19 protein-coding genes are annotated in these 19124 nt (G+C 66.8%); 12 read left to right on the top strand and 7 right to left on the bottom strand.

Annotated elements, in window-relative coordinates; translation table 11 throughout:
• Positions 1 to 167: 167 nt before the first annotated feature.
• Positions 168 to 629 (bottom strand): Lrp/AsnC family transcriptional regulator, encoded by a 462-nt coding sequence (locus ACLJRM_RS43035; protein WP_410666313.1) that lies wholly within the window; start codon positions 627 to 629, stop codon positions 168 to 170.
• Positions 630 to 736: 107 nt separating this feature from the next.
• Here ACLJRM_RS43035 and ACLJRM_RS43030 point away from each other — a divergent pair, with 107 nt between their 5' ends.
• The 5 genes from ACLJRM_RS43030 (at position 737) to ACLJRM_RS43010 (ending at position 6898) form a co-directional block, all read left to right on the top strand.
• The gene (locus tag ACLJRM_RS43030) at positions 737 to 1189 is read left to right on the top strand and encodes a rhodanese-like domain-containing protein (RefSeq protein WP_410666312.1); all 453 of its coding nucleotides are present in this window, start codon (positions 737 to 739) and stop codon (positions 1187 to 1189) included.
• Positions 1190 to 1274: 85 nt separating this feature from the next.
• The gene (locus tag ACLJRM_RS43025) at positions 1275 to 2030 is read left to right on the top strand and encodes a type 1 glutamine amidotransferase (RefSeq protein ID WP_410666311.1); all 756 of its coding nucleotides are present in this window, start codon (positions 1275 to 1277) and stop codon (positions 2028 to 2030) included.
• A 93-nt stretch (positions 2031 to 2123) separates the two neighbouring features.
• Positions 2124 to 3254: an inorganic phosphate transporter gene (locus ACLJRM_RS43020; RefSeq protein WP_101612617.1), complete on the top strand. Its 1131-nt coding sequence runs from the start codon at positions 2124 to 2126 to the stop codon at positions 3252 to 3254.
• A gap of 108 nt (positions 3255 to 3362) precedes the next feature.
• Entirely contained in the window at positions 3363 to 6344 is a 2982-nt protein-coding gene (locus tag ACLJRM_RS43015; RefSeq protein WP_410666310.1) for a bifunctional [glutamine synthetase] adenylyltransferase/[glutamine synthetase]-adenylyl-L-tyrosine phosphorylase, read from the top strand.
• 119 nt (positions 6345 to 6463) lie between these two features.
• Positions 6464 to 6898 carry an acyl-CoA thioesterase gene (locus ACLJRM_RS43010; RefSeq protein WP_020633826.1) on the top strand — a complete coding sequence of 145 codons (435 nt, stop codon included), beginning with the start codon at positions 6464 to 6466 and terminating at the stop codon, positions 6896 to 6898.
• Between the two features lie 88 nt (positions 6899 to 6986).
• On the opposite strand, the gene glnA is transcribed toward ACLJRM_RS43010, so the two are convergent.
• Positions 6987 to 8411 (bottom strand): type I glutamate--ammonia ligase, encoded by a 1425-nt coding sequence (glnA, locus tag ACLJRM_RS43005; RefSeq protein WP_076168933.1) that lies wholly within the window; start codon positions 8409 to 8411, stop codon positions 6987 to 6989.
• Between the two features lie 172 nt (positions 8412 to 8583).
• Between glnA and ACLJRM_RS43000 the strand changes: the two genes are divergently transcribed.
• A complete protein-coding gene (locus ACLJRM_RS43000; RefSeq protein ID WP_174720516.1) occupies positions 8584 to 9069 on the top strand; it encodes an RDD family protein in 486 nt (161 codons plus the stop codon).
• Positions 9070 to 9130: 61 nt separating this feature from the next.
• On the opposite strand, the gene ACLJRM_RS42995 is transcribed toward ACLJRM_RS43000, so the two are convergent.
• Complete coding sequence (locus ACLJRM_RS42995) at positions 9131 to 10084, bottom strand: hypothetical protein (RefSeq protein WP_410666309.1); 954 nt, start codon at positions 10082 to 10084, stop codon at positions 9131 to 9133.
• Positions 10085 to 10190: 106 nt separating this feature from the next.
• A complete protein-coding gene (locus ACLJRM_RS42990; RefSeq protein ID WP_076168932.1) occupies positions 10191 to 10919 on the bottom strand; it encodes a DUF4191 domain-containing protein in 729 nt (242 codons plus the stop codon).
• Positions 10920 to 10982: 63 nt separating this feature from the next.
• Here ACLJRM_RS42990 and ACLJRM_RS42985 point away from each other — a divergent pair, with 63 nt between their 5' ends.
• The 6 genes from ACLJRM_RS42985 to ACLJRM_RS42960 all read left to right on the top strand — a co-directional run bounded on the left by ACLJRM_RS42985 (position 10983) and on the right by ACLJRM_RS42960 (position 15494).
• Positions 10983 to 13070, top strand: coding sequence for an ATP-dependent DNA helicase UvrD2 (locus ACLJRM_RS42985; protein ID WP_101612621.1), 2088 nt, complete (start codon positions 10983 to 10985; stop codon positions 13068 to 13070).
• Between the two features lie 216 nt (positions 13071 to 13286).
• On the top strand, positions 13287 to 13553 hold the full coding sequence (locus tag ACLJRM_RS42980) for a hypothetical protein (RefSeq protein WP_101612622.1): 267 nt from the start codon (positions 13287 to 13289) through the stop codon (positions 13551 to 13553).
• Positions 13554 to 13719: 166 nt separating this feature from the next.
• Positions 13720 to 14103 carry a WhiB family transcriptional regulator gene (locus ACLJRM_RS42975; RefSeq protein ID WP_101612623.1) on the top strand — a complete coding sequence of 128 codons (384 nt, stop codon included), beginning with the start codon at positions 13720 to 13722 and terminating at the stop codon, positions 14101 to 14103.
• The gene (locus ACLJRM_RS42970) at positions 14100 to 14357 is read left to right on the top strand and encodes a hypothetical protein (protein ID WP_101612624.1); all 258 of its coding nucleotides are present in this window, start codon (positions 14100 to 14102) and stop codon (positions 14355 to 14357) included. Before ACLJRM_RS42975 ends, ACLJRM_RS42970 begins: the two co-directional genes overlap by 4 nt.
• Before the next feature lie 91 nt (positions 14358 to 14448).
• Positions 14449 to 15318: a class I SAM-dependent methyltransferase gene (locus tag ACLJRM_RS42965; RefSeq protein ID WP_101612625.1), complete on the top strand. Its 870-nt coding sequence runs from the start codon at positions 14449 to 14451 to the stop codon at positions 15316 to 15318.
• Positions 15315 to 15494 carry a hypothetical protein gene (locus tag ACLJRM_RS42960; protein ID WP_101613765.1) on the top strand — a complete coding sequence of 60 codons (180 nt, stop codon included), beginning with the start codon at positions 15315 to 15317 and terminating at the stop codon, positions 15492 to 15494. Before ACLJRM_RS42965 ends, ACLJRM_RS42960 begins: the two co-directional genes overlap by 4 nt.
• Before the next feature lie 5 nt (positions 15495 to 15499).
• Here ACLJRM_RS42960 and ACLJRM_RS42955 read toward each other — a convergent pair whose 3' ends face one another.
• From ACLJRM_RS42955 to ACLJRM_RS42945, 3 genes are all read right to left on the bottom strand, one after another.
• Positions 15500 to 16414 (bottom strand): hypothetical protein, encoded by a 915-nt coding sequence (locus ACLJRM_RS42955; protein WP_101612626.1) that lies wholly within the window; start codon positions 16412 to 16414, stop codon positions 15500 to 15502.
• Positions 16415 to 16556: 142 nt separating this feature from the next.
• Positions 16557 to 17897, bottom strand: a complete 1341-nt coding sequence (locus ACLJRM_RS42950) for an ABC1 kinase family protein (protein ID WP_101612627.1) — start codon at positions 17895 to 17897, stop codon at positions 16557 to 16559.
• A 77-nt stretch (positions 17898 to 17974) separates the two neighbouring features.
• Complete coding sequence (locus ACLJRM_RS42945; RefSeq protein WP_410666308.1) at positions 17975 to 19009, bottom strand: TOMM precursor leader peptide-binding protein; 1035 nt, start codon at positions 19007 to 19009, stop codon at positions 17975 to 17977.
• Positions 19010 to 19124: the final 115 nt, after the last annotated feature.

Raw genomic sequence — 19124 nt, 5'->3', positions numbered from 1 at the left:
AGCGCCGATGGTACTGCAACCGAAGGGTTGTGGGAGAGTAGGACACCGCCGGACTAACATTAAGAAGAAGAGGGTCCAGGCCCCGGTCGAGAACCACGAGTTCTCCCGGGGCCTGGACCCTTTTTTCATGCCCAGACCCGCCAGGTGATAGCAAAGGTCCCTTGCTATCACCGCGGCGTCGCTCGGTCGGTCCGCCGGCCGACTGCGCGACGGCGGACCGGTGATGAGAAGACCAGTGAAGTCGTCGTCTCCCCATAGCGCTGCATCCGCTCTACGAGCTCCTCCAACTCCGCGGTGTCCTGACAGGCGACCCGCACCAGCCAGCACTCGTCTCCCGTGACGTGATCGGCGTCGAGTACCTGGGGCAGCGCGAGGACGGCTCCACGGAAGCGAGAGGTGTCGAGGCTCCGTATCTTTGCCCGGACGATCGCCTCGATCGGCAGCCCGAGCTTCGTCAGGTCCACGCTCGCCGAGTAGCCGGTGATGATCCCCTTCTCCTCGAGCCGCCGGACCCGCTCGGTCACCGCGGGTGCGGACAGCGACACTCGTCGACCGAGCTCCGAGAAGGTCAGCCGTCCGTCGGACTGGAGCAGTTCGAGCAACTGCCAGTCGAGATCATCGAGGTTCACGGAACTCCAGGTCGATCTTCATGCCTGCCAGGAATCTCCAGGCTAACCGGCGGCGATACCTGGATTCCCCGATGTTCCGGATGAGCACTGATCAGCAGGATTGAGGCATGACGACCGAACCCCACGTACTGACGTTTCCGGCTCTGGACAGCGCGACCGCGGCCGCGCACCTTCGTGCCGAACTCGCCCTCGACGTGGACCCCGACGACCTGATCCGCGATCTCATCGCCGGCACCCAGCGTGGATACGTGGTCGTCGAGACCCGCGCACCCGAAGCCTTCGAGTCGGTTCGCATCCCCGGTGCGATCAACCTCCCGTATCGGGACATGACGCCCGAGTCGGTCAGCCACCTCGACAGAGGACTCGTCTACGTCTGCTACTGCGAGAGCATCCACTGCAACGCCGCGACCAAGGGAGCCATGAAACTCGCGGAGTTCGGGTTCAAGGTCAAACGCCTGTCCGGCGGCATCACCGCCTGGCAGGCGGCCGGCTATCCCGTCGACCGGGACACCCTCGCACTCTCACTCACTTCCGCGCCCACCCCACGCTGCGCCTGCTGACGAAGAGAGCGGGGGACCTTTGCTATCGCCGCCCCCGAGCGATAGCAAAGGTCCCCCGCTCTCCCGGCGGTCGTAGGCTGGGGTGGTGACCGCTCCCAAGTTGCTCGTCATCCAGCCAGACGAATCAGATCCGATCGGCCCCCTCGGCGACTGGCTCACCGAGGCAGGAGCCGAGCTCGACATCCGGTTGCTGCCCGATCAGAGTCTTCCCACCGATCTCGACGGGTACGCGGGCGTCGTCTGCCTTGGCGGAGGGATGGGCGCCAATGATGACGCCGCACATCCGTGGCTCGCGGACGTCCGGAAGCTTCTTTCGAAAGCCGCGGGCGCTCGCATCCCGACGCTCGCGATCTGCCTTGGCGGTCAGCTCCTGGCCGTGGCTCTGGGCGGCATCGTCGCCACAGGTGATCAAGGCCCCGAGGTCGGCCCAGGACTTGTGTCCAAGAAGGACGCTGCCTGGACGGACCCGCTCTTCGCGGACCTGCCACTCATGCAGGACGTCTTGCAGTTCCACAACGACGCGATCACCCGACTGCCCGCCGGCGCCGAGCTTCTCGCTTCCTCGCCACGGTATGCCTACCAGGCCTTCCGATTCGACCGTTGTGCCTACGGTGTCCAGTTCCATATCGAGACAACACCGGACATCGTCCTCGACTGGGCGCGGCAGTCGCCGGAAATGGCGGAACTCACCCGGCCGGACGCACTGACCCCGGAAAATCTCGCCCGGGTGCATGCTGACATCACCGAAACCTGGCGACCGTTCGCGCATCGCTTCGTCCGACTGGTGTCCGGTGACCTCGCTCCGGCTGCGGAACGTCAACGTACATTGCCGATGGCTTAACGACTTATGTCTCAACTGTGTATGGGTTGTTAACGCTCTTGCCTTGCTGTCAGGTACCTTGCGAAGGGAGTTTCGAAGGGTTCGGAGGTCGGGGTGGAGCCCTCAGTATTGGTCGTGCTCGTCGTCGTCACGGCCCTAATTTTCGATTTCACAAACGGGTTCCATGACACGGCCAACTCGATGGCGACGTCGATCGCCACCGGGGCACTGCGTCCCAAGGTCGCGGTGACGATCTCCGCTGTCTTGAACCTGGTCGGCGCCTTCCTGTCGGTCGAAGTGGCGAAGACCATCTCGAATGGACTGGTCGACGACACCAAGATCGGACCGGCGATCGTGTTCGGCGGTCTGGTCGGGGCGATCGTGTGGAACCTGGTCACATGGTTCGTGGGACTGCCGTCCAGTTCGTCCCACGCGTTGTTCGGCGGTCTGATCGGCGCCACGTGGGTGTCTGCCGGTACGGACTCCGTCCATTTCGGAAAGATCGTCGAGAAGGTTCTGATCCCGGCGGCGCTGTCGCCGGTCCTGGCAGGCCTCGTCGCGATGATCGTGACGTACTTCGTCTACCGGATCTTCGTCCGCCGCGGCCGTACTGCGGGCTTCCGCGTCGGCCAGATCATCTCGGCTTCGCTCGTCTCGCTCGCCCATGGCACGAACGACGCGCAGAAGACCATGGGTGTCATCACCCTCACGATGATCACCGCCGGAACCCTTCCCGCGGGAGCCGGGCCGCCGCTCTGGGTGATCGTCAGTGCGGCGCTCGCGTTGGCTCTCGGTACGTACCTCGGCGGCTGGCGGATCACCTTCACATTGGGCAAGGGCTTGACGGACATCGATGGTCCGCAGGGCTTCGCCGCGCAGACCAGCTCGGCGGCGGTCATCCTCGCGTCGACGAGCTTCGGCTTTCCGCTTTCGACGACTCACGTCTGTTCCGGTGGCATCGTCGGTTCGGGTGTGGGCAGGAACGAATCACCGGTCCGCTGGCGCACCGCCGGCCGCATGGTGATCGCCTGGCTGTTCACGCTTCCGGCAGCCGCCATCGTCGGCGCCGCGGCCGGTCTCGTGACCTCGACAGGCACCGTGGGCACCATCTCCGTCGGCGTCGTGGGCCTGGCGATCGGTATCGGGATCTACCTGCTTTCGCGGCGGAGCCCCGTCAACGCCGGCAGCTTCACCACTCCCGCTCCGACCGTTCCAGACCAGGAAGTCGGCAGGATCGCCGCCTAGCAGAGCAGGGGACCTTTGGTATCGCCGCCGCTCGGCGATACCAAAGGTCCCCTGCTCTCTTGCGCGTCCGTCTGGTCACGGGCCAAAGGGCGACTACGGTGGAAGCCGATGGTTGAGCGAGCCAGGCCGACCGCTTCCGTGGCGAGATACGGCTTCACCGACCCCCGTGCCGACGGGCAGCTGCGTGCTGCCGGTTGGTGGACCGAATCCGGCCCGGACGGCTCCGCCGCGGACGTGCTGTCAGCACTGTCCCGCTCGGCGGACCCTGATCTGGCCTTGAGCGGGCTCGACCGAATCAGGGAGGCCGACCCGGCCGTCTGGACTGAGATCGACCAGGCGCTTCGCACTGACCGCACCTTCCGAGGCCGCTTGCTCGGGGTTCTGGGTACGTCGAGTGCGCTCGCGGACTTCCTGGTCGTGAACACCGACAGCTGGAAGACCCTCGAAGGCGATAAGAGCACTGAGCCGGATCAGTATGTGAGCCGTCTTCTGGACCATTTGCGGCCGAACGGAGAGCTGCTCACAGGGCTCGAGTCAGAGCAGGCTCTTCGCGTCGGGTACCGCGAACTACTCCTCGGAATCGCGGCTGCCGACCTCGGCCATCTCGTCGAACCCGGCCTCCATCAACCGCCCTACGCCGAGATCGGGGCTCAGCTCACCACGCTGGCCGAGGCCGCACTCACGGTGGGGCTTCTGGTCGCGGAATCAGAGGTGGGAGCCGGTGTCGAAGGTCGGCTGGCCGTGATCGCTATGGGCAAATGCGGCGGTCGAGAGCTGAACTATGTGAGCGATGTGGACGTCATCTTCGTGGGTGACGGAGATCTTTCGGTCTCGACGCGGCTGGCCAGCACGATGATGCGCGTGGTCGGCAAGGCATGCTTCGAGGTCGATGCGGCGTTGCGTCCGGAGGGTAAGGCGGGCGCTCTGGTCCGCACCCTCGAGGGCCACGCCGCCTACTACCAGAAATGGGCCAAGACCTGGGAGTTCCAGGCTTTGCTCAAAGCGCGGCCGGTCGCAGGCGACGCCGAGCTCGGGCGTCAGTACGCGGAGATGGTCGCACCGAAGGTGTGGGCTGCGGCCGATCGGGAGAACTTCGTCCCCGAGGTGCAGAAGATGCGGCGCCGCGTCGAAGGCCATGTGCCGTCCGCGTACGCCGAGCGGGAGCTGAAGCTGGGACGTGGCGGTCTTCGCGATGTCGAGTTCGCCGTGCAGTTGCTGCAGCTGGTCCACGGCCGAATCGATGCCGAGCTGCGTTCATCGTCCACGATGGACGCACTCGCTGCTCTAGGGGAAGGCGGGTACGTCGGCCGCACGGACGCCGCGGAGCTCGGATCGTCGTACGAATTCCTCCGGACCATCGAGCATCGACTCCAGCTTCGCCGGCTACGGCGTACGCACCTGTTCCCTGCCGCTTCGGACGCCAGCGAATTGCGGACGATCGCGAGGGCGAGCGGTGTACGGCCCGCTCGCGGCAGGAGCGAAGGGGACGTGCTGCTGGCGGAGTTCCGCCGCCACTTGCAAAGCATCCGCCGTCTTCACGAGAAGCTCTTCTACCGGCCTCTGCTGCAATCCGTCGCGAACGTGCCGACCGAAGCGCTGCGGTTGACGACGAAACAGGCGGAAAGCCGACTCGCCGCGCTCGGGTACGCCGCACCGGATGGGGCGCTGCAGCACATCAAGGCGCTGACTGCGGGAATGTCGCGCAGGGCGGCTATCCAACAGGCCTTGCTGCCGGTCTTGCTGGACCTTCTCGCCGACACCCCGGACCCCGACCGCGGACTTCTGTCTTACCGGAAAGTCTCGGAAGCGCTCGAACAAACGCCTTGGTACCTCAGGGTTCTTCGTGACGAGGGTGCTGTTGTCGAGCGGCTTGCCTTCCTCCTGGGCACGTCACGATTGGTGCCCGATCTGCTGGCGAGAGCGCCGGAAGTCCTGCAGTTGCTCGGTGATCCCGCGCGGCTGGCCGGTCGGACGTCGGGAGAGGTGGCTACTTCGCTGCGAGCCGCGGTTCGTCGGCAGCCAGGCTTGAACGCCGCGGTCGCGGCCGCGAGATCGCTCCGGCGGCACGAGATGCTGCGGATCGCGTCTGCGGACCTGCTGGGTTTGCTTGACGTTCCCGCCGTCTGCGAGGCGTTGTCGAGCGTGTGGGTCGCCGTGTTGCAGGGTGCGTTGGCCGCGGCCTTTCGGCAGCGGCAGGCAGAGCTCGGCCAGACACCGGCCAAGATCGCTGTCATCGGAATGGGGCGTCTGGGAGGGGCGGAGCTCGGTTATGGCTCCGACGCGGACGTCCTCTTCGTCTGCGAGCCGACTGAGGGAGTGTCGGACTCCGAAGCAGCGAAGTTCGCTTCCTCCGTGGCCGAGACGGTACGCAAGATTCTCGGTGCGCCCAGCCCTGACCCGGCATTGGTCGTCGACGCCGATCTCCGTCCCGAGGGGCGGAGTGGTCCGTTGGTGCGAACCCTCGAGTCCTATCGCAGCTACTACGGACGGTGGGCGGAGGTCTGGGAATCGCAAGCGCTGCTCCGGGCCCGGTTCATCGCCGGTGACGACGACCTCGGTGCACGGTTCATCGAGATGATCGACCCCATTCGCTATCCGCAGGCCGGCCTTGACGCGGTCCGGGTACGGGAGATCAGGCGGATCAAGGCGCGGGTGGAGACGGAGCGGATGCCCAAAGGCGCCGACCCGACACGGCATACGAAACTCGGGCGCGGAGGGCTCGCCGACGTGGAGTGGACCGTGCAGCTCATGCAACTGCGGCATGGGCACGAAGTTGCGGGCCTTCGGACCACGTCGACGATCGAAGCGCTGAAGGCGGCGGTCGAGGCAGGGCTAGCCGAGCCCGCCGAGATCGAATCCCTGACCGAAGCCTGGTTGCTGGCGACGAGAGTCCGGAACGCCGGGATGCTGGTCAGGGGTAAAGCCGTCGACGAGATCCCCAGCTCTGGTCGAGATCTCGCCGCGGTTGCGCGGGTACTCGGCTACTCCGCCGACGACGATCCCGGCGAGTTTCTGGACGCCTACCGGCGGACGACGCGGCGCGCCCATGCGGTCGTGGAGACCCTCTTTTACCAGGACCGACCACTCTGACCTGCGGGAAGTGAGCAAGGGACCTTTGCTGTCACCTCAGCCACGCGCGGCTGGTGACAGCAAAGGTCCCTTGCTCACACTTGCCGACGCGGACGGAGAGCGGCACTTACAGTGGACTGGTGACTGTGCGCGAACCATTTCGCACCCGGATCAAGGTGCGGCACTACGAGCTGGACACTCTCGGCCATCTCAACCACGCCGTCTACCACTCGTACGGCGAGGTCTCCAGACTCGAGCTGATGGAGCTCGCCGGTGGCCTCAACTCGGGCATGCGAGACGCGAATCTCGCCTTTGTGCTGCTTGAGTCCCACATCGTGTTCCGGCGCGAGCTCCGGGCCGGTGACGTCGTCGACGTGACCTGTGATGCCAAGTTCGGTACCGGCAAGACCTTCCACATGGACTCGAACATCTACAAGGTCGACGGCACCCTCTCCGCGGAAATCACGTGCACCCTGGGGCTGATGGATCTCGAACGACGCAAGCTGGTGGATGATCCACGCGGCCGTATCGAGCGGGCAGGCGTCGACCTGAAGGTTCTCTCCACTTCGGAGTAGCCGCTCTGCCGGACCAAAAGAAACGCCGGTGGTGAGGGCGTTTCCGCACCTCACCACCGGCGTGCTCTTGGTGTTGCTACCGCACGACTTACACGTCGTAGTACAGCGAGAACTCGTACGGGTGCGGGCGCAGCCGCAGCGGGTCGATCTCGTTCTCACGCTTGTAGGAGATCCACGTGTCGATCACGTCGGGGGTGAACACGCCACCCTCGAGCAGGTAGTCGTGGTCGGCCTCGAGCGTGTCGAGAACCGCGCCGAGGTCGCCAGGAACGAGCTTGACGTTCTGGGCCTCCTCCGGCGGGAGCTCGTAGAGGTCCTTGTCGATGGGCTCCGGCGGCTCGATCTTGTTCTTGATGCCGTCGAGACCGGCCATCATCATTGCCGAGAACGCCAGGTACGGGTTGCCGGACGAGTCCGGGCACCGGAACTCGGCGCGCTTGGCCTTCGGGTTGTTGCCCGTGATGGGGATACGGACACAAGCCGACCGGTTCCGCTGCGAGTACACCAGGCTGACCGGCGCCTCGAAGCCCGGCACGAGCCGGTGGTACGAGTTGACGGTCGGGTTGGTGAACGCCAGCAGGCTCGGCGCGTGCTTGAGCAGGCCGCCGATGTAGTGGCGGGCGGTGTCGGACAGCCCCGCGTAACCCGACTCGTCGTGGAACAGCGGCGTGCCGTCCTTCCACAGCGACTGGTGGCAGTGCATACCCGAGCCGTTGTCACCGGCGAGCGGCTTCGGCATGAACGTCGCGGTCTTGCCGGCGGCGAACACGGTGTTCTTCACGATGTACTTGAACAGCTGCAGGTCGTCCGCAGCGTGCAGCAGCGTGTTGTACTTGTAGTTGATCTCGGTCTGACCGGCGGTGCCCACCTCGTGGTGCGCGCGCTCGATCTCGAAACCTGAGCCCTGCAGCTTGCTGACGATCTCGTCGCGCAGGTCGGCGAAGTGGTCGACCGGCGGGACGGGGAAGTAGCCGCCCTTGAACTTCGTCTTGTAACCCTGGTTGCCGCCCGGCACGTCGGCACCGGTGTTCCACCAGCCCTCGACGGAGTCGATCTCGTGGAACGAGGCGTGCTCGGCGGAGTCGAACCGGATCGAGTCGAAGATGTAGAACTCGGCCTCCGGGCCGAAGAACACGTTGTCCGCGACGCCGTACTCGGAGATGTACTGCTCGGCCTTGCGCGCGATGTTGCGCGGGTCGCGGCTGTACGCCTCGCGGGTGAACGGATCGTGCACGAAGAAGTTCAGCGAAAGCGTCTTCGCCTTGCGGAACGGGTCGATACGCGCGGTTTCGGGGTCCGGGAGGAGCAGCATGTCGGATTCGTGGATCGACTGGAACCCACGCACCGAGGAGCCATCGAAGGCCAGGCCTTCTTCATAGGCTTCTTCGTTGAACGCCTTCGCCGGAACGGTGAAGTGCTGCATAACGCCGGGCAGGTCGCAGAACCTGACGTCGACGACCTCTACGTTCTCGTCGGCGATAAGGCGCTGAATGTCGTCTGGAGTAGTGGGCACCCTCGGTGACTCCTTCTCGTTCGTTGCCGGCGGCAGTACTCTCTTCGGCTCACGCTAAGAGCGCGGTGTTGCCCGACCGTCACCCGTATGTTTCGCCGGTGTTAACGGGGCGGCGATATCGGGTAGTCGACCAGGGCGAATGTGGTCCGCGCCACCGGCATACCCTGGATGGGTGGCGAGATGGACCGGAGAATGGCTACCCGGAGCCGGGGACGAGACGACGGCCGGTGGCGAGGGTACGCAGCGGTGGCGCGGTGAGCGACTTGGCTTGCCCCAATCGGGTGTCGGCTCGGTGGCGGGCGGTGGGGCACGCCTCCTCGGGCTGATCATCGACTTGGTGCTCGCCTCACTGGTCACCACTCTCTTCGTGACCCCCAGCCTCCAGGACCCGGCCGTCATGCAGACCTTCAACCTGTGGTCGGTGGGCGTCTGGGCGGCGATCACGGTCATCCCCGCGACCTTCTTCGGCTTCACCCCCGGTATGGCAGTGGTCGGAATCCGCGTCGCCAGGCTCGACGGCGCGCAGATGGTCGGAGTGTGGCGCGCCGTCGTGCGGGCCGCGCTGACCTTCCTGATCATCCCGGCAGCGCTCCGCAACATCGACGGCCGAAGCTGGCTCGACCGGCTGACCGGAACCGTCGTGATCCGCATGCGGTGACCTAAGAAGGGAGCAAGGGACCTTTGCTCTCGTCGTGGAACGGCTGCCGTACGGGCTGTGGTCAGGCAGCCGGTGCCGCGGGGGTGCTGCCGAGTTCCGGAGGTGGTCGTTGCCGAGCACGACGGTGAGCTGCCCGCAGATCCTGGATCACCACCAGCGGCTGGTCCCGTAGCCGCGCTGGACTTACCTGCACGACGATGAGGCCGGCGGCGACCAGGGCAGGGATCTCGGGTGCCTTGTCCGGTTCGAGAGAGACCTCGTCGTAGCGGATTTGCATGGCGACGCCGGCCTTCGGCCACCAGACTTCGGCGACACCGACGACCTCCCCGTTCGGAGTGCGTAGCTCGGCCTTCCGTGCCGGCCTGGGCAAGCCGCTGCGCTCGAGCACGTTCTCCAGCCATTGCTCGACCGCGGAGTCGACTCCATCCTGGAGCGCGCCGACGACGATTCGGGGGAGCGCCGAGCCGATCGTGCTGGCCTGCGCCAGCTCGTCTCGAAGTTCCTCGGGAGTGCAGAGGCCGCGCTGGACCGCGTCGTGGATCATCGCCCGCACGGACTGGAGTTCGTCCATACGGCGAGCCGCGTCGATCAGGACCCGGGCGAGCGGAGCTACCGGAAGCCCGTCGATCTCTACTGGTTCCGGCAGGTGGATCGTTCGTTCGACGATGGCGAATCCCCAGGTGGCGACCTTGCTCCGGTGAGGGATCAAGGTGTGGGCCCGTTTTTCTGGGGGAAGTCTTCGGACTCCGTACAACCGGGCTGCCTGGACTCCGGTGAGCATCGCGTCCGGACCCGCGTGAGTCAGCGCGATCTTCAGAAGTTGATGCCTGGTCGGCGTGGCGTTGGTGAGGAGGATGACGCCCGGGATCGGGCGTCGCCACGGGCCGTCTTCGCGACAACGGCGCGAAATCCAGGAGTGGGAGTGGCCCAAGGCGACAAGTTTCGCCCGGGCGGCCACGCCGTCCGGGAACATCGCTGCCAGCGCCTTCTGCAAAGCGCCCGTGGTTCCGTCCACACAGTGATCATGCGACCACCCACCGACAGTTTTCGTCCGGAGACGAATCAGGGGTCCTTTGCTATCCGCCCGCGGCGGTAGCAAAGGACCCCTGATTCTCGCTTGGTCAGCGGCGGCGGATCGTGCGCTGGACGTTGCGCATCTTCGCGCCGGCGGGCATCGGGCCCTTCGGCATCGCGGCGCCGCGGCTGCCGAGGGCGGCCAGCTTGGCTTCCAGGGCGTCGACCTGGGCGGGCTTGAGGTTGCGGGGGAGCTTCATGAGGTAGCCCTGCAGCTTCTTCAGCGGCACCTGCTGCTCTTCGTTCCCGATGATCACGTTGTAGATCGGGGTCTCACCGATCAAGCGGGATACACGCTTCTTCTCCTGCGCGAGCAGGGACTTCACGCGGTGCGGCGCGCCTTCTGCGACGAGTACGACACCCGGGCCACCGAGCACTCGGTGCACGGCGTCGAGCTGGGTCGTGGCCGCCACGGTCGGCGTCACCTTCCAGCGACCTCGCATGTTCTCGAGTGCCCAGGCCGCGGCACCCGGCTGTCCATCGGCCTTCGAGTACACGGTCTTCTGGACCCGCCTGCCGAAGATGATCACAGCGGCGAGCGCGCCGAGCAGAATGCCCAGCGGCAGCACGACCCAGTGGACGTCGAAGATGAACCCGATACCGAACACGACACCGGTGATGACCAGGAGCGATCCGGCCATCCAGGGGATGAGCGCCTTGTCTTCCTTGCGCTGCATCTTGAAGGCCTCGAAGATCTGCCCGCGGCGAGCCTTGCTCGCGGCGCGCTTCTCCTTCTTGGCCAGCTTCGCTGCTTCCTTGTCCTGCTTTCCCGCCATGTGACCAGGATACGGCCGCGTGCCCTGCGTCGATCCCGTCGGGCCCTCTGCGAGGATCGGGGCGTGGTTAGCGCATCGTCCCCGAAGAGTCGTCCAGGCCTGCTCGATGGGCTCGATCCCGAGCAACGCGCCGCCGCCTGCGCGCCGAGGGGGCCGGTCTGTGTGCTCGCCGGAGCGGGAACCGGCAAGACGCGGACGATCACGCATCGCATCGCCCATTTGGTCCGCTCCGGACACGTCGCCGCTGGTCAGGTCCTCGCAGTCACCTTCACGACCCGCGCTGCGGGTGAGATGCGCGCGCGCCTTCGGGGCCTGGGTGTCGACGCCGCCCAGGCGCTCACTTTTCACGCCGCCGCTCGCCGCCAGCTCCGGTACTTCTGGCCGCAGGTCGTCGGGGATCGGCCCTGGGAGCTGCTCGAGAACAAGTTCCGCTACATCAGCCAAGCCGCCAACAAGGCTGGTCTCGGCACCGAGACGGAGCTCCTGCGCGACCTCGCCAGTGAGATCGAGTGGAGCAAGGCCTCTTTGGTATCGCCGGACGACTACCCGGCCGTCGCCGCGCGTACGCAGAGGGACACCCCCGCCCCCTCGTCGCAGGTCGCGGAGGTGTACCGCAACTACGAGAAGGTCAAGAACGCCGCGCAGGTCCTCGATTTCGACGATCTGCTCCTGCACACCACGGCCGTTCTCGAGGAGCACACGGTGGTGGCCCAGGAGTTTCGCGAGCGCTACCGCTGCTTCGTCGTCGACGAGTACCAGGACGTCACCCCACTGCAGCAACGGTTGCTCGACGCGTGGCTCGGCGGCCGCGACGACCTGACCGTGGTCGGCGACGCCAACCAGACCATCTATTCGTTCGGGGGCGCCTCGCCCCGGCCGCTGCTGGAGTTCACGCGACGGTTCCCCGAGGCGACGGTCGTGAGGCTCGAGCGGGACTACCGCTCGACTCCGGAGGTCGTGGCTCTCGCCAATCAGGTGATCGGTGCCGCCCGCGGCCGTCCCGCGGGGTCGAGGCTGAAACTCATCGGCCAGCGACCCTCGGGGCCTGTCCCGCGTTTCGCCGAGTACGACGACGAGACCGCCGAGGCGGCCGCAGTCGCACGCAGGATCCGTGATTTGCTCGACGGAGGAGTTGCGGCCAGCGAGATCGCGGTGCTCTACCGAGTCAACGCCCAGTCAGAGGCCTATGAGCAGGCACTGGCGGAGGTGGGCATCCCGTACCTGGTCCGCGGCGGCGAGCGATTCTTCGCCAGGGCCGAGGTCCGGCAGGCGATGTCGGCATTGCGGATGGCGTCGACCGACGCCGACACCGGCGAGCTCGTGACCAGGGTTCGCTCCGTGCTCGCGAAGGTGGGGCTCACCGACCAGCCCCCGGCCGGAGGCGCGGCGAAGGAGCGATGGGACGCGCTTTTGTCGATCGTCGAGCTGGCGGAGGAGCTGGCTTCCACCGTCGAGGACGCCGACCTGCCCCGATTCGTGGCGGAGCTCGAGCAGCGGGCGAACGCGCAGCACCCGCCGACGGTGGAGGGCATCACCCTGGCCTCGCTTCACGCGGCGAAAGGCCTCGAGTGGGACGCCGTGTTCCTCGTAGGGCTTGCCGAGGGGACCATGCCGATCCTCCATGCCGACGGTGACGACGCGGCCATCGAAGAAGAGCGCCGTCTTTTCTACGTCGGCGTCACTCGAGCACGAGAGCACCTCTCGCTGTCGTGGGCCTTGGCCAGGACGGCGGGAAACCGCCGCAATCGGCGACGCAGCCGATTCCTCTACGGCCTGATCCCCGAAGACCACCCGGCGGCGAGGGTCGCCCGATCCCAGCAGCCGAAGCAGCCCGGTACCAAGGCGCGGTGCCGGGTATGCGGCGGGCCGCTCTTGGAGACCCTGGACATCAAGTTGGGCCGCTGCTCCCGTTGCCCGTCCAACGTGGACGAGCAACTGCTCGAAAAGCTGAGGTCCTGGCGAGGAGAACGCTCCCGCGAGCTCAAGGTGCCGGCCTTCGTCGTCTTCACGGACGCGACCCTGGTCGCCATCGCCGAGCAGCGTCCGACCGATGACACAGCGTTGTGTGCGATCTCCGGGATCGGCGCGACGAAGCTCGAACGCTTCGGAGCGGAAGTTCTCGACGTCGTACGGGCCTCGGTGGAGTCTTGACCGCGTCGCGGGCTTGATCCGCGCGGCGAACCCGCTGCTCAGAGCCGATCTTCGTAACTTCGACGGTTTTTCTGGAAAATAAGTTGCCCCGGTATGGTCGGGGGCAATAACCTGCTGGTACCGGGTGCGAAGCACCCGGCATGGGGAAGAACTTCTACAACACAGCGTAGACCGCAGGGCGGTTCGCGCGCGACAGAGAAAGGTGGTGCCGGTGCTATGACGATCAAGATGACGCTCACGCAACGCGGCACCCGTCTGTCATGCGTCGCGGAAGTCCCGCAGGCTCAGCGCCAGGGCACCTTCATGCCCGTGAGCATCCTTGCCGCCCGCGGCACCCAGCGTATCGATCTGAGCAGGATCGCCGCTGACGAGACCTTCGCGCACGCTGCCGCCTTCGGTGGGGCGTACGTGAACGGTGGCGTCGATCTGCCGGTCATCAAGCAGTTCCGTGTTCCGTTGTCCATACGGGAGCGAAGTTCCTGACCTAGTCAGGAATAGAGGCTCACGAAGGCCGCGGAACCGGTTACCGGATCCGCGGCCTTCGTGTTTTTGCTGCACAAACAAGTTGGCTGCACAACCTAATTGGGGTTCAGCGTTGTCCAGTTCCACCGTCAGTAAGAAATCCGTCACGGAACAGAGGAGTGCACTTATGTCATCGGCCATAGCTTTCGCGCCGGGGGAGGCTCTGCCCTTCGCCGACGCAGGCGTCGTCGACCTGCTCGACGCCATCGACTCGCCCGAGTCGATGCTTCCCTGCCGTTCGGGCGACGCGGACCTGTGGTTCGCCGAGTCGCCGGCAGAACTCGAGCGCGCGAAGGCGTCCTGCGCGGACTGCCCGGTCCGTTCCGCCTGCCTGGCGGGTGCCCTTTCGCGGCGTGAGCCGTGGGGTGTCTGGGGTGGCGAGATCTTCGAGCGCGGCGTTGTCGTCGCACGGAAGCGGCCCCGTGGCCGTCCCCGCAAGAACCCTGTCGTCGAGCCCGCCGCCGAGGCGCGTCCCGTTGCGCACAAGGTCGAGCGGAGCGCTGCGGCATGACCGTCGAACCCATCACCACCAGGGATTACGAGGCGCGAACGGGTAACCGGACTCTCGCGCCGGCCAAGTTGAACGAGATCAAGGTCGAGGAGACCAGCGAAATGTTGCTTTATGAAGAACTGTCCAGAGCCCGAATACGAGACCTCGAAGAGGGAGTCCGCGCACAGCGGGCTCGAAGTGGGGCGCGCGCCGTACGCAGGTGGACCAAGGTCGCCCGCTGGGCGAACCGGCGAGTCGAGCGTCTGCAGGCCTGATCCTTGGGGGAGCGGGGGACCTTTGCTATCGCGCGGCGAGAGCAAAGGTCCCCCGCTCCCCCTTTGGGGCGTGGTGCGGTTCACTGGGGGAATGGCCGTACACACGCACGACGACATCGACTGGGCGGATCGGCTTCGGTCGCTTCGTATGGCCGAGGCGCTCGACGCCGAGCCGACGCGGGTGGCGGCCCGCCGGCTGCTGGATGGCATGCCGGAAGGGCCGACCATCGTCGACGTCGGCTGCGGCGCTGGCGGGATGAGCGTGCTCTTCGCCGAGGAGCTCACTGCCGCCGGTGCCAGGATCGTGCTGGTCGACGCGACAGAGCATCTGCTGGCCGAAGCGCACCGGGTCGTCAGCGCGGCCGCGGGGGACAAGGCCACCGTCGAGACGGTCCATGCCGACGTCGCCGACGACGGATTGCCCGCCAAGCTTCCTGCCGCCGACCTCGTCTGGGCCTCACGCGTGGTGCATCACCTGCCCGATCAGCAGGCTGCGATCGACACCCTCGCCAGCCTTGCCCGCCCCGGCGGGCTGGTCGCCATCTCCGAGGGCGGCCTGGACTTCAACTGTCTCCCCTGGGACCTCGGCATAGGCCGTCCCGGGATCGAGGGGCGATTGCTCGCCGCGCGAGGCGAGTGGTTCGCCGAGATGCGAGCGGGCATCCCCGGCTCCGTCTCCATGCCCTACGGCTGGAACATCGCACTGAAGCGGTCAGGTCTCGACGACGTCGATTCCTTCGGGGTGCTCATCCACCACTCGGCGCCCGGGCCGGAACTGCTGCGCGAGTTCGTCATCGAGCGGATGACCTGGCTGACCGAGGTGGCAGGAGATCTCCTGGGCGACGACGATCGCGAAACCGTGGCCGCCCTGCTGGATCCGGCGAGCTCCGCCTTCCTCGGCGCGCGCCAGGACCTGTTCCTGCAGGGGGCGAAGACGATCCATTGTGGACGGCGGCCGTGAGTGACCAGGTCGGCTGTTCGTTGTGCGGCCGGATCCGCGGTGCTGACGAAGAGCCCGCGCAGACGCTCGCCTGGGTGTCCACCCGTGAGAAGGACGTCGTGCGCTGGATGTGCCCGACCTGCGCACGCCGCCACACCCGCGACATCGAGGGAAAGCTGCCGGACGAGTACTGGTGAGTCCCTCAGGCGACGTCGTCGATCCGGCCGATCGTGCGGACCTTCGGCCGCGGTGTCCGCGTCGCCTCGGCGAACGCTCTGACCAGCTCGGCCGACACTTCCATCGGTACCTTCTTCAGCTGGTCGATGGTGCAGCGGACCAGCACCGTCCCGGTCGCGGTCAGCGCCAGCGGGTGAAAGTTCGCGGCACCCTGCTTCGGGGCGCGGAACTGCCAGGCCAGGCCGATGTCGTCCCACCAGGCGTCGGCGGAGCCGATGGGACGTCCTCGCCGGTCACAGATCGTCATGTTCCAAGACGGCGAGGGCAGTGGGCATTCGCCGAGGACCTTCTTCGCCAGGCCGTGCGCGTAGGTCTCTTCGGGATCGACACGACGCAGAGCCGCACGGACCGCGGCCGAGCCTCGCCGATTGCCGGAATCGAGCTCCTCGCTGAGTTCTTCAAGCGTGCAAAGACCCCAGTACAGCGGTAGCGAGATCAGCTCGTCGATCCGTGCCGGATCGAGCTCCAACCGGGCGAGATCGAGCGCCGCCCTGGCAGGCGGGGCGAACGGAACGCCGTCGATCAAGGTCGGCGGCGGCATCCGCGTGGTTCTTCGGGGGAGCATGCCGGGTTCCGCGGGCATTCGCCGGTAGTCGGGGACGAGGAGATGGACCTCCCGAGTCAGCGCGCAGTCCACGCCTCGGGCGCGAAGCGCGTCGGCACCCGTCACCACCACGTCCGGCCCGAACCGCGCGACGGCGGCCTGGAGCAGCTGAAGCCGGGTGGGCGCCGAGTCGCGCAACAGGATCACACCCGGCATCAGCCTTCGCCAAGGACCGCCCGGACCACACAGCTTCGCGGCGTAACGCGCGGTCACGCCTGCCTTCCGCAGCTCGCGGTTGGTGATGATTCCGGACTCGCTGGTGTTACTGAGCGCCACGAGTCGAGCGCTTCGTGTAATGGTCATGAATCGAGGATGACCGTTGGGCCGTCCGGGTGGAACCACTTCCGCGAAGTTGTGGACAACTCGCCCGAGCGACGCCGAATTTGGCTCAGTTCCAACGATCCCTGTGGATAACTTCTCAGGCTGCGAAGCCCGGCTGCCACCGTTCGACGATCGCGCGGGCGGGGATCTCGGCGTCGAGCTGACAGAGGATGCCGGTCGATCCGGCGGTCACCCGATGGATCATCAGGTACTCGGGCGGCAGGTTGAGCGAGCGGCCGATCCGGAAGTCCCGGCCCCGGGTGTCGCCGACGCGGCCCGCCTGCCGCTGCATCCAGCGGCGGGTGAAATGGAACGTTTCGCCCGCCAGCGGTTCGGTGAACGGCGCCAGGTAGGCGAGCACGTCATCGGCCTGCAGATCCGCGTCGGCCCGGATGAAGCCGGACTCCCTGAGCAGTCGCATGAGCTTCGAAGACTCACCGTCGAGCGCCAGCCTGGTCATCTCGCCGAGGTGCTGCGGAATCCCCTCGGGCAGCCGGGACACACCGCCGAAGTCGATCACGCACAGCCTGCCGTCGTCGGTCAGCATGAAGTTGCCCGGATGCGGGTCCGAGTGCAGGAGCCTGGCCCGTTCCGGCGACGAGTAGTGGAACTCGGTGAGCAGGCGGCCCGCGCGATCCCGCGCCTCCTTGTCCCCGCCGGCGATGATTTTCGACAAGGGAGTGCCGGTGACCCACTCCGTGACGATGACCTTCGGCGCGCTGGCGACCACGCGGGGGATCAAGAACCCGGGGACGCTCTCGAAGGCCTTCACGAAAGCGCGCTGGTTCTGGGCTTCCGCCTGGTAGTCGAGTTCCTCGTTCATCCGCTCGGCGAGTTCCGCCAGGAGGGGTTTCACCTCGGTCCCGGGCACGAAGGCCTGGAACAGCCTGCTGAAACGCTGGAGCTGTCGGAGGTCGCTCCGCAACGCGTCATCGGCTCCGGGGTACTGGACCTTGACGGCGACTTCGCGGCCGTCGTGCCAGGTCGCGCGGTGGACCTGGCCGATGCTCGCGGACGCGGCAGGCTTGTCGTCGAAGGCGGCGAAGCGCTGCTGCCAGGTGCGTCCCAGCTGCTCGGCGAGGACCCGGTGGGTCTGCCGGGTGGGCATGGGCGGTGCCGCGGCCTGAAGCTTCGTCAGGGCTTCGCGGTAGGGCTTCGCCATCTCATCCGGCACCGCTGCCTCGAAGACACTCAGCGCCTGGCCGAACTTCATGGCGCCGCCTTTGAGCGTGCCGAGGACCTCGAAGAGCTGCTCCGCGGCCTTGGCGGACAGCGTCGCGTTGACCTCTTCGGCGCTCTGGCCGGTCAGCCGCCTGCCCCAGCCGCCGACCGCCCGGCCCGCTATGCCGAGCGGAATACTGGCCAGCTTCGCCGTTCGCGCCGCCCCGTTGCGGGGGATGGCTGAGTCACGGTCCTCGGCGTTGCGGGAGTCGGTCACCTCCGCGATTCTGCCTTGATTCACTCCGCCCGCGCAGCCTGTCGAGGGCGTGTGTGTGGGCTACGTCGCTTGTTGTGTCAGCGAGCGCCACATCCGCATCCGGAATGCGGCGGCCAGTCGCGATGGCGGATCGTGCCGTCGAAGAAGTCGATTTCCATGGTGGCGTTCCACGAGGGCGGTGCCTGGTCGCTCGGCGAGAGAAGCCGGAGTGCCTGTGCGGCGGCCAGTGCGGCGCACGCTTGCACGGCGCCGAGGTCCGGCCGTTGCACGCGTCCGGCGAGCTGGCTCGCCACCCTGGGCCAGGACTCGTCGAGACCGGCGCGGTGCAGGTCTGCGCAGCGCAGGCAGCTGCTGCGGCCAGGCACCACCAGCGGCCCGACGATGCCGACGCCGTCCCGGACGCGCACCGGAAGGTGGCTGACGCCGTCTCGGACGAGCTCGTTGACCACTTCGGGAGCGGGCACCACGGCGTCGGTGAGCAGCACGAGTTCCGGCTGACGGTCCGAGTAGAGCCGGGTGGTCGACGTTTCCGCCCCGGCCCGGTGCACCACCTGTGCCATCGCCTCCCGGCGGGGCATGCCGATTTCGGCCTCGGTGTAGCCCGAACCCAGGTCACGTTCGAGCACCGTGCCCGACGCCCGGATGTCGATGTGCCCGATTCCGCCGTTCGCGAGCAGGACGGCGATGGCCACGGCCAGTCGGCCGTCGCCGTGGATCGCCACCGCGGTGTGTTTGCGGCGCGCCGTCATGGCCGCTTGGTGGTGGCGGGCCCGGAGGGACCACAGCCCCGTTTCCAGCCTCGGTCTCGGCTGCTGTCGAGACTGCCCGGCATCGGTCAAGAGCCCGCGCGCCGTCAGGTCCGTCATCAGGTCCCGCAGCTGCTCGTCGTGTTCGCTCTGCGCGAGCACGATGTCGTCGGCGGCCTGTTTCCCGTCCAGCTCGCGGAGCGCTCGCGCCACCTCGGTGGCGACTCCGGCGATCACCACGGCGTGGGCGGGGTCCAGGCCGATCTGGATCTCACCGTTTCCGCGTTCCAGCACATCCAGGCCGGGAAGCAGGGCGGGGAACTCCGGCAGGATGATCGATCGCAGATCCGGTTCGCGAAGGTTCATGATCGCAGCATCGCACTGGGCCACTAACCAACCGCTAAGAAAAACACGAGTTATCCACAGGCTGGCCTTGTTGTGGACAACTCGAGGCTGTGACCTTTCGGCTCTCGGACTTGTC

The sequence above is a fragment of the Amycolatopsis sp. lyj-84 genome, from assembly GCF_046549075.1.
Lineage (GTDB): Bacteria > Actinomycetota > Actinomycetes > Mycobacteriales > Pseudonocardiaceae > Amycolatopsis.
The sequence above is the reverse complement of the archived record's forward strand: the minus strand, read 5'-3'. Positions and strand labels throughout refer to the sequence as shown.